3 protein-coding genes are annotated in these 3066 nt (G+C 43.5%); all 3 read left to right on the top strand.

Translation table 11 applies throughout. The annotated features are described in order from the left end of the window. Positions 1-193 precede the first annotated feature (193 nt). Genes P9687_RS16855 through P9687_RS16845 form a run of 3 tightly spaced genes read left to right on the top strand, consistent with a single transcriptional unit; the run spans position 194 to position 2918 of the window. On the top strand, positions 194-730 hold the full coding sequence (locus P9687_RS16855; protein WP_237340431.1) for a DUF6431 domain-containing protein: 537 nt from the start codon (positions 194-196) through the stop codon (positions 728-730). Between the two features lie 42 nt (positions 731-772). Then, positions 773-2125, top strand: a complete 1353-nt coding sequence (locus tag P9687_RS16850) for a DDE-type integrase/transposase/recombinase (RefSeq protein WP_014096191.1) — start codon at positions 773-775, stop codon at positions 2123-2125. Then, positions 2118-2918, top strand: coding sequence for an ExeA family protein (locus P9687_RS16845; RefSeq protein ID WP_168985736.1), 801 nt, complete (start codon positions 2118-2120; stop codon positions 2916-2918). The genes P9687_RS16850 and P9687_RS16845 overlap by 8 nt, the downstream gene beginning before the upstream one ends. Positions 2919-3066 lie beyond the last annotated feature (148 nt).

Raw genomic sequence — 3066 nt, 5'->3', positions numbered from 1 at the left:
TGTTTCTGACATCCAAAAATAACCGAAAGTTGACGGTATTGCCTGTCCGGAATTTGACGAGTATAATGTCCTCGTATTTATTCTTGAGAAAGGAAAAGGACATCCCCCATGATGTATAACTGTACCATCAGCTATACGGGGAATGTCCCACCAAAAATAACGATTATGGTTATTGTATCAGATTATAAGCTAATTGAAAATACTCAACTTGGTGTTTTTGGTTAGGGGTGCGGAAAAAGTACCTTCCCCTTGTTGTGGTAAACATATGAAGGTTATTGGGACAAGAGATCGAAAAGCCATTGATAGATCTGGAAAGAAGCATATTTATAATATCAGACGTTTACAATGTGAACAATGTGGAAAGATTCATCACGAACTTCCAGAATTTCTGGTGCCTTATAAAAGATATAAATCGGAATGTATTGAAACGGTTTTGACTAATCGTTCCAATCATGATATTCCGGCAGATGAATCAACACTTTATCGTTGGATAGACTGGTTTTATTTTTATGTAGAATACTGGATCCATTGCCTTGTTTCCATTAAACATCAGACCAAACAAGATGGGGACGACCTGAAAGTTTTGCCCGAAACTTCGGGGACCGCACTCCAAAGATTAGGGCGATTGGTGGGCAATGCCTCCGGATGGCTGGCGCGTGTTGTCCGACCCGTTGTAAATTTTTATTTATGGGTACATACCCGTTCTGCATTCTTGTCCGGCGGGGGTTGATTTACACTCATGGTAGATAAATAGGAAAGGAGTCTATCATGAATGGATCACAAGAAAGCAGATGAAATGGCAGCCCAAAGGTTTCAACTCATTTCTCCATTATTGGCGGATGGATTGGATGCCGGAAAAGCGAAGGAATTAAAGGAACAAATTTGTAAGGCCTCCGGCCTTTCTGAAAGGACTATCAGGCGTTATTTAACGCAGTTTCGAAAAGAAGGATTTTCAGGATTGAAGCCCAAAGGAAAGCAGTCCCAAACCAAGCCTGAGGCAGTCCCGCCACATATCATAGAACAGGCCATTCTACTTAGAAGAGAGGCCCCCAGCCGAAGTGTTTCACAAATCATACAGATACTTGAATGGGAAGGTCTTGCAGAACCCGGGCAAATCAAACGTTCAACCCTTCAGGAAAAGCTATCAGAGAGAGGATACAGTTCCAGGCAGATGAGGCTTTATTCGCAATCAGGAGTGGCAGCCAGAAGGTTTCAAAAAAGACATCGGAATCAGCTTTGGCAGTCTGATATCAAATATGGCCCGTATTTACCGATTGGCCCAAATGGTGCCAAGAAGCAGGTATACTTGGTCGCCATTATTGATGATGCGACGAGGTATGTTTTACACGGTGAATTTTATCCGACACTTGATTCCCGGATTGTGGAGGATGCTTTTCGACAAGCAGTGCAAAAATATGGTGCTCCCGAAGCCGTTTACTTTGATAATGGCAAACAATACAGGACGAAATGGATGGGGAGAACCTGTTCAAAACTTGGAACCCGGCTGGTTTACGCGAAGCCATTTTCGCCAGAAAGCAAAGGCAAGGTTGAAAAATTCAACCGGCTCATTGATTCTTTTCTGGGGGAAGTCTCACTAGAAAAGCCGAAGACATTAGAACGGTTAAATGAACTGTTTCAAGTCTGGCTGACAGAGTGTTATCAGGAGAAGCCGCATTCTGCGCTTGGGGAAAAGATAAGCCCAAGATCGGCATTTAGGAGTGACAGAAAAGCACTTCGTTTCATTGAGCCAGATACGTTGGCGGATGCATTCCTGCATTGCGAAACACGCAAGGTAGATAAATCCGGCTGTATCAGTTTCATGGATCAAAAATACGAAGTAGGCCTGGCATTTATTGGGCAGAAAGTCGAAGTTATCTATGATCCTGCGGATCTGGAGGAACTCACCATTGAGTTTGAAGGGTATTCGCCATGGAAAGCTCATAAACTTGAAATTGGTGAAAGGTCAGGGAAAAGGCCACCCCTTCCTGATCATCTTCAGCCACAGGAAGCCGATTCATCAAGATTATTAAAAGCTGCGGAACAAAAGTATCAGGAACGACAGATGGAACAAACACCAGCCGTCTCCTTCCGGGCTGTATGGAAGGAGGACGGTGAGAATGTTTGAAGCCTTCTACGGTATGACTCATACGCCTTTTTCACGGGATATTCCGACTAAAAAGCTTTATGATTCTCCTATGATGCAGGAAATACTGGGGCGGTTAAAATATACGGCTGAAAGGCAGTTATTCGCGGTTTTAACAGGCGATTGTGGGACTGGGAAAACGACGACTATCCGTAAATTTGTTGACCGGCTTGATGATGGACAATATAAAGTACTGTACTTGTCTGATTCCAAATTAACGCCTCGGCATTTTTACAAAGGGTTGTTGGAACAACTCGGGTGCGAGTCTAAATTTTATAGAGGCGATGCAAAACGGCAGCTTCATCGGGAAATTGAGCTTATGAGAGGAATTCATGGTGTTCAGCCGGTAGTGGTCGTGGACGAGGCCCATCTTCTTGATCGGGAAATGTTGGAGGAAGTCAGATTCCTGCTGAACTTCAAAATGGATGCCCAAAGCCCTATGAGCCTGATTCTTGTCGGACAAAGTGAATTATGGGACCGCCTGCGCCTCCAATCCTTCACAGCAATCCGCCAAAGGATTGATATTCAATTCAAACTGGGGCATTACGACAGAGCTCAATCTGCAGAATATATTGCCATGCATTTACAATATTCAGGAGTAACTGAGCAAATTTTCACAGATGTAGCTTTAGATGAAATCCATCGTTTTTCCGGGGGAGCCGCAAGGATCATCAACAAGATTTGTACCCACTGTCTACTTTACGGAGCACAAAACAGGCATCGAATCATTGACGATCATATGGTAAAACGTGTGATTGAAGGGGAACTTTCGTGAAATGACAATGATTTAAATTTAAGTATTAAACTCATAGGGGAAGCCACAATAAAGCGCAAACTGGCTTCCCCCTTAATTGACAACAATTCCGTCAATTTCTGGACAAATAACACCGTCAATTTCCTGCCATTTTGGGGCGCCAGTAACA

The organism is Weizmannia sp. CD-2023, from assembly GCF_036225245.1.
GTDB classification, from domain to species: domain Bacteria; phylum Bacillota; class Bacilli; order Bacillales; family Bacillaceae_C; genus Weizmannia; species Weizmannia faecalis.
Note: the sequence above shows the minus strand (reverse complement) of the source record. Positions and strands in the feature narration are given on the sequence as shown.